The organism is Paraburkholderia sp. (assembly GCF_035501035.1).
Lineage (GTDB): Bacteria > Pseudomonadota > Gammaproteobacteria > Burkholderiales > Burkholderiaceae > Paraburkholderia.
On sequence record NZ_DATJWR010000146.1, the window covers coordinates 1 to 6,187 of the forward strand.

At 66.0% G+C, this 6,187-nt stretch carries 6 protein-coding genes; 2 read left to right on the forward strand and 4 right to left on the reverse strand.

The genetic code is table 11. The features are described 5' to 3' along the window. A partial coding sequence (locus VMJ11_RS10160; protein WP_325619286.1) for an electron transfer flavoprotein-ubiquinone oxidoreductase occupies positions 1-1,117 on the forward strand: 1,117 nt, incomplete at its 5' end. An 87-nt stretch (positions 1,118-1,204) separates the two neighbouring features. Here the strand turns inward: VMJ11_RS10160 and VMJ11_RS10165 are convergent. The 4 genes from VMJ11_RS10165 to VMJ11_RS10180 form a co-directional block, all read right to left on the reverse strand. Continuing rightward, complete coding sequence (locus tag VMJ11_RS10165; RefSeq protein WP_325619287.1) at positions 1,205-1,369, reverse strand: hypothetical protein; 165 nt, start codon at positions 1,367-1,369, stop codon at positions 1,205-1,207. A gap of 111 nt (positions 1,370-1,480) precedes the next feature. Further along, a complete protein-coding gene (gene aroC, locus VMJ11_RS10170) occupies positions 1,481-2,581 on the reverse strand; it encodes a chorismate synthase (protein ID WP_325619288.1) in 1,101 nt (366 codons plus the stop codon). Positions 2,582-2,738: 157 nt separating this feature from the next. Beyond that, positions 2,739-4,718, reverse strand: a complete 1,980-nt coding sequence (locus VMJ11_RS10175; protein ID WP_325619289.1) for an MFS transporter — start codon at positions 4,716-4,718, stop codon at positions 2,739-2,741. Between the two features lie 160 nt (positions 4,719-4,878). Then, on the reverse strand, positions 4,879-5,334 hold the full coding sequence (locus VMJ11_RS10180) for a CBS domain-containing protein (protein ID WP_325619290.1): 456 nt from the start codon (positions 5,332-5,334) through the stop codon (positions 4,879-4,881). A 371-nt stretch (positions 5,335-5,705) separates the two neighbouring features. Here VMJ11_RS10180 and VMJ11_RS10185 point away from each other — a divergent pair. Then, on the forward strand, positions 5,706-6,187 hold a 482-nt coding region (locus VMJ11_RS10185; protein ID WP_325619291.1), incomplete at its 3' end, for a PLP-dependent transferase.

Here is a 6,187-nt window from a genome sequence, read left to right on the forward strand (position 1 = left end):
GCTGCACGCGAAGTACACGCTGTTCTGCGAAGGTTGCCGAGGCCACCTGGGCCGGCAGCTGAACGAGAAGTTCAAGCTCGGCAAGGATTCGGATCCGCAGGTCTACGGCATCGGCATCAAGGAGCTGTGGGAAATCGATCCTTCGAAGCACCAGCCTGGTCTCGTGATCCACACCGCCGGCTGGCCTCTTGAATCCGATACGTACGGCGGCTCGTTCCTGTACCACATCGACAACAACCAGGTGATGGTGGGCTTTGTCGTGGGTCTGGCGTACCAGAACCCGTATCTCTCGCCGTTCGAGGAATTCCAGCGCTACAAGACGCACCCGGAAATCCGCAAGTACCTCGAAGGCGGCAAGCGCGTCTCGTATGGCGCGCGCGCGATCACCGCAGGCGGCCTGATGTCGCTGCCCAAGCTCGTGTTCCCGGGCGGCGCGCTCGTGGGCGACGACGCGGGGTTTTTGAACGCCTCGCGTATCAAGGGCAGCCACGCCGCGATCAAGACCGGCTTGCTGGCCGCCGATGCGGCATTCGAAGCCGTGCAGGCAGGCCGCCAGAGCGATGAACTCGCGGCCTACCCGGAAGCGTTCAAGCAGTCGTGGCTCTACACGGAGCTGTACAAGGCGCGCAACTTCAAGCAGTGGATGAGCAAGGGCCTGTATCTGGGCACGCTGATGGTGGGCATCGAGCAGAAGCTGCTGGGCGGCAACGTGCCGTGGACGCTGCATCACCAGCACCGCGACCACGAGATGCTGAAGCCCGCTTCGCAGTGCAAGCCGATCGAGTATCCGAAGCCCGATGGCAAGCTCACGTTCGACCGTCTCTCCTCGGTGTTCATCTCGAACACGAACCACGAGGAGAACCAGCCGGCGCACCTCACGCTCAAGGACGCGAGCGTGCCCGTGAACGTGAACCTGCGCACCTACGCGGGCCCGGAGGCGCGCTTTTGCCCTGCGGCGGTGTACGAGTTCGTGAAGAACGACGACGGCAGCGACCGTCTGCAGATCAACGCGCAGAACTGCGTGCACTGCAAGACCTGCGATATCAAGGACCCGACGCAGAACATCGTGTGGGTCACGCCGGAAGGCGGTGGTGGGCCTAACTATCCGAACATGTAAAGCCGCAAAACGAGAAAAAAGCCGCTTCAATTCGAAGCGGCTTTTTTTGTTGTTCGCACAACCGGTTCGATGCGCGACCTGAGCGCTCTACTCCGCACCGAGCCGTTCGAGCCGCACGCACGCCGCCTCCATGAAGCCGGCAGTCGCCAGTCGCCGCGTGATGAAGGCCATCTGCGCAGCCCTGTGCACGAGTTTCGAATCGGGATCGTGACCAGAATCGAGCTGCGCCGCTCGCGCGAGCGCAAAGCGCATTTAGAGCAGCGCGAACGTATCGCCACCGTCAGGCGCAGCCAACGTCACGCCCGCAGGCAAAGACAACGGGAAAGACGGCAATGCGGCCACCGCCTTGCCCTCGCGCTTCGCTTATTCGTCGCTAGCCGCGATCTTCGGCGTCGACACGACGACGTCGGCGTTCTGCGCGCGGTGGCGCAGCGCGTGATCGATCAGCACGAGCGCGAGCATCGCCTCGGCGATCGGCGTCGCGCGAATGCCCACGCATGGGTCGTGGCGGCCAAACGTTTCGACGGTCGCGGGCACGCCCGCTTTGTCGATCGAGCGGCGCGGCGTGCGGATGCTCGAGGTCGGCTTGATGGCGATCGAGACGGTGATATCCTGCCCCGTCGAGATGCCGCCGAGCACGCCACCCGCGTGGTTGCCATGAAAGCCGTTGGGCGTGAGTTCGTCGCCGTGCACCGAGCCGCGCTGCGCGACGCTCGCGAAGCCCGCGCCGATCTCCACGCCTTTCACCGCGTTGATGCCCATCATGGCGTGCGCGATGTCGGCGTCGAGCCGGTCGAAGAGCGGCTCGCCCCAACCCACCGGCACCCCGCTCGCCACCACGTTTATGCGCGCGCCAATCGAATCGCCATCCTTGCGCAGTGCGTCCATGTATGCCTCGAGCTGCGGCACCACGTCGGCATTGGGCACGAAGAATGGGTTCTCATGCACGTGCTCCCAGCTCACGAACGGCACGTCGATCTCGCCGAGCGAGCGCATGTAGCCGTGCACTTGCACGCCAAAGCGCTCGCGCAGCCACTTCTTCGCGACCGCGGCCGCCGCGACCGTGGGCGCCGTGAGGCGCGCCGACGAACGGCCGCCGCCGCGATAGTCGCGAATGCCGTACTTCTGCCAGTAGGTGTAGTCGGCGTGACCCGGACGGAAGGTCTCGACGATGTTGCCGTAGTCCTTGCTGCGCTGGTCGGTGTTGCGGATCAGGAGCGCGATGGGCGTGCCCGTGGTGCGGCCTTCGAACACGCCCGAGAGAATCTCGACCTTGTCCTCTTCCTGGCGCTGCGTGACGTGGCGCGACGTGCCCGGGCGGCGGCGGTCCAGGTCGATCTGGATGTCGGCTTCGGTGAGCGCCATGCCGGGCGGGCAGCCGTCGATGACGCAGCCGATGGCCGGGCCGTGGGATTCGCCGAAGGTGGTGACGGTGAAAAGCGTACCGAGCGTGTTGCCGGACATGGCGGTCGTCCAAAGTGAATCGGGGAATCCAGCATTATGCCAGTCCGCGCCGGCCATCGCCCGACAGGTCTGTGATCCAGGGTGCGGCGGCCCAGCGGCGCGCGGCCGCTCGACTGCCTGCGTCGCGAGGCGCCTGCATCGATCCCGCGACTGCGCCTCAGCGCCGCGCGCCCCGCAGTTGCTCCACCGTGTCCTGCAAGCGTTCGAGCGTCGCGTCGGCTGCCGCGATCGGTTCGCCCACCGCCAGCGTCAGCCGGCTCGTCAGTCCGCGCCGCGTGGGCCGCTCCTGGCCAGAATCGGCATGGCGCGAGAACGTGCTGCCCCAGAGCCCGCGCAGCGCCATCGGCACCACACTCACGGGCGAACGCTTGAGAATTTCGGTCACGCCGCGGCGAAACGGGTTCATTTCACCCGTGCGCGTGAGCTTGCCCTCGGGGAAGATGCACACGAGATCGCCCTCGGCCAGTGCGGCCGAGCAAGCGTCGTAGGCGGTGGTGAGCGCGGCCGGGTCCTCGTGCGCGGGGGCGATCGGAATGGCCTTGGCGTGGCGGAACACCCAGCCGAAGAACGGCGAGCGGAAAATCTGCTGATCCATCACGAAGCGGATCGGCCGTGGGCTCTCGGCCATGATGACGATCGCATCGACGTAGCTCACGTGATTGCACACGAGCACAGCCGCGCCGTCGAGCGGAATGCGCTCGGCGTGCACGAGCCGCACGCGGTAGACCGTATGCACGAGCACCCAGGCCATGAAGCGCAGCAGGAACTCAGGCACGAGCGTGTAGATGTACGCCGCGACCACGATATTGAGCAGCGCCGTCACGAGAAAGATGCCGGGAATGCCGACACCCGCCGCCGTGAGCGCCATGGCCATCAGCGCCGAGACGATCATGAACAGCGAGTTCAGGATGTTGTTCGCGGCGATGATGCGCGCGCGGTGGCTCGGCGCGCTGCGGCTCTGGATCAGCGCATAGAGCGGCACGCTGTAGAAGCCGCCGAACATCGCGAGCAGGAACAGGTCGGCGAGCACGCGCCAATGCGCGGCCGTGCGCAGGAACTCGCCGACCGAAAGCAGGTGGGGCGCGGCGGGCAGCCCGTGGCTCGCGAAATACAGGTCGATGCCGAACACGCTCATGCCGATCGAGCCGAGCGGTACGAGGCCGATCTCGATGCGCCGCCGCGAGAGCCGCTCGCACAGCAGCGAACCCGTGCCGATGCCGAGCGAGAACATCGCGAGCAGCACGGTCACGACGTCGGGGTCGGCCGACATCACGTCCTTGGCGAAATTGAAGAACGAGGCAAGAAAGGTCGCGCCGACGAACCAGAGCCACGAGATGCCGAGCAGGCTCAGAAACACGGTGCGATTGCCATGCGCGAGGCGCAGGTTGCGCCAGGTCTCGGAGAACGGATTCCAGTTGATGCGCAGGCCCGGCTGCGACGGCTCGCACGGCGGCACGAACGCCGAAGCCACCCGCCCGACGAGCGCGACGGCAATACACACACCGCCCAGCCACCATGCGCCCAGAGGCGGCCCACTGGACGACGACACGGCGTCCGCGGCCCCGATGCCCGCCGCCACACCACCAACGATCGTGCCGAGCAGGATCGCGACGAACGTGCCCATCTCGACGAGGCCATTGCCGCCAACGAGCTCTTCGGGCGCGAGCCGCTGCGGCAGGTAGGCGTACTTGACGGGCCCGAACACCGTGGAATGCACGCCCATCAAGAACGTGCACAGATACAGCAGCGGCGCGCCATGCATCCAGAAGCCGGCGGCGCCGATCAGCATGACCGCGATCTCGAAGGTCTTGACCCAGCGCGTGAGCATGGCCTTGTCGTACTTGTCGGCGACCTGGCCCGAGGTCGCGGAAAACAGCACGAACGGCGCGATGAAAATGGCCGAAATGAGGAAGGCAACCGTCTTCGGATCGACACCCGAAAAGCGCGCGGCCTGATACGTGACGAGCGAGGTGAAGCCGATCTTGAAGACGTTGTCGTTCATCGCCCCGAGGAATTGCGTCCAGAAAAATGGGGCGAAACGGCGCTGGCGCAACAGCGCGAACTGCGAAGCATGGCCACGGTCGTTGCGCGCTTCGCGCTCCTCGCGCTGCGCCGCGGGCATTGGTCTATCGTTCATCGAACAAGAAAGAATCGCACTGACGGAATTTGCAGGGCCCAGACGCGAAAAAGCGCGCCTCACGCGCGCTTTTTCATGCTGGCTGATGTGACTGGGTGATCTGGCTCACAGCGGTGGCTCAAAGCTGTGAGCGCAAAGCGGTGCCCCACAGCGGCTTCGCTCAGCGGCCCGGCTGACCTTCCTCTTCGGGCCAGTCGCGAATATAGGCCTTGAGCAGCTTGTTCTCGAAGCCCTGCGCTTCCACGACGGCCTTCGCCACGTCGTAGAACGAGATCACACCCATGAGCGAGCGGCTTTCCATGACGGGCAGATAGCGCACGTGATGCTCGAGCATCATGCGGCGCACCTCGTCGACTTCGGTTTCCGGCGTGCAGGTGATGGGGTGGTCGTCCATGACCTTGCGGATCGTCGCGGTGCCAACGCTGCCGCCGTTTGCGCGCAGCGTGAGGATGATCTCGCGGAACGTGAGCATGCCCACCAGATCACCGTATTCCATGACCACGAGCGAGCCGATGTCGTGCTCGGCCATGGTGTTGACTGCGTCGTGCAACGCAGTGTCGGGCGTAACGGTGTAGAGCGTATTGCCCTTCACCTTGAGGATGTCGCTGACACGCATGATGTGTCTCCTGAATGCCGCAAATATTGGGGAAAATGCTGAAAAGATGCCTACCTGTTTTCGATCCTAGCGGAAAGACTCTCAAAAGGAAAGCCGCGCGGCGGGCGACGCGCCGCGCCCGGAAGCCTCTGCCGAGGGCCGTGGCGCGGGCCTGTCAGCGCTAACGCCGGCCGTACCGGACTTCAGCCATCCGTCCCGAAAAACACACGGCGACGCCGCCGGACCCGCGCGGCCACGCGGCGCTGCAACGCCCGCGCCTCGCGCCCGTGTCCGGCAAGGCGGCGCGGCATTGCGCCCCACGCCGCACCGCCGGTGTTACGATGCCCTTCACCCTCGACCTCGAGCCGGTTCGCGCCGGCCGCGCCGCCACGATGTCATCGACGCCCGACACCCGCTTCGACACGCTCGCGCTGCATGCCGGCGCCGCGCCCGACCCTGCCACCGGCGCCCGCGCGACGCCGATCTACCTCACCACCTCGTTCACGTTTCGCGACACCGACCACGCCGCCGCGCTCTTCAACATGGAGCGCGCGGGCCACGTCTACTCGCGCATATCGAACCCGACCGTCGCCGTATTCGAAGAGCGTGTGGCCGCGCTCGAAGGCGGCGCGGGCGCGATCGGCACCGCGAGCGGCCAGGCGGCGCTGCATCTCGCGATCGCGACGCTGATGGGCGCGGGCTCGCACATCGTCGCTTCGGCGGCGCTCTATGGCGGCTCGCACAACCTGCTGCACTACACGCTGCGCCGCTTCGGCATCGAAACCACGTTCGTGAAGCCCGGCGACCTCGATGCCTGGCGCGCGGCGCTGCGGCCCAACACGCGCCTCCTCTTCGGCGAGACGCTCGGCAATCC

Bases quoted from the DNA above. Each gene is read 5' to 3' on its own strand.
- VMJ11_RS10165 (WP_325619287.1), bottom strand. From the start codon at position 1,369: ATGCGCTTTGCGCTCGCGCGAGCGGCGCAGCTCGATTCTGGTCACGAT.
- aroC (WP_325619288.1), bottom strand. From the start codon at position 2,581: ATGTCCGGCAACACGCTCGGTACGCTTTTCACCGTCACCACCTTCGGC.
- VMJ11_RS10175 (WP_325619289.1), bottom strand. From the start codon at position 4,718: ATGAACGATAGACCAATGCCCGCGGCGCAGCGCGAGGAGCGCGAAGCG.
- VMJ11_RS10180 (WP_325619290.1), bottom strand. From the start codon at position 5,334: ATGCGTGTCAGCGACATCCTCAAGGTGAAGGGCAATACGCTCTACACC.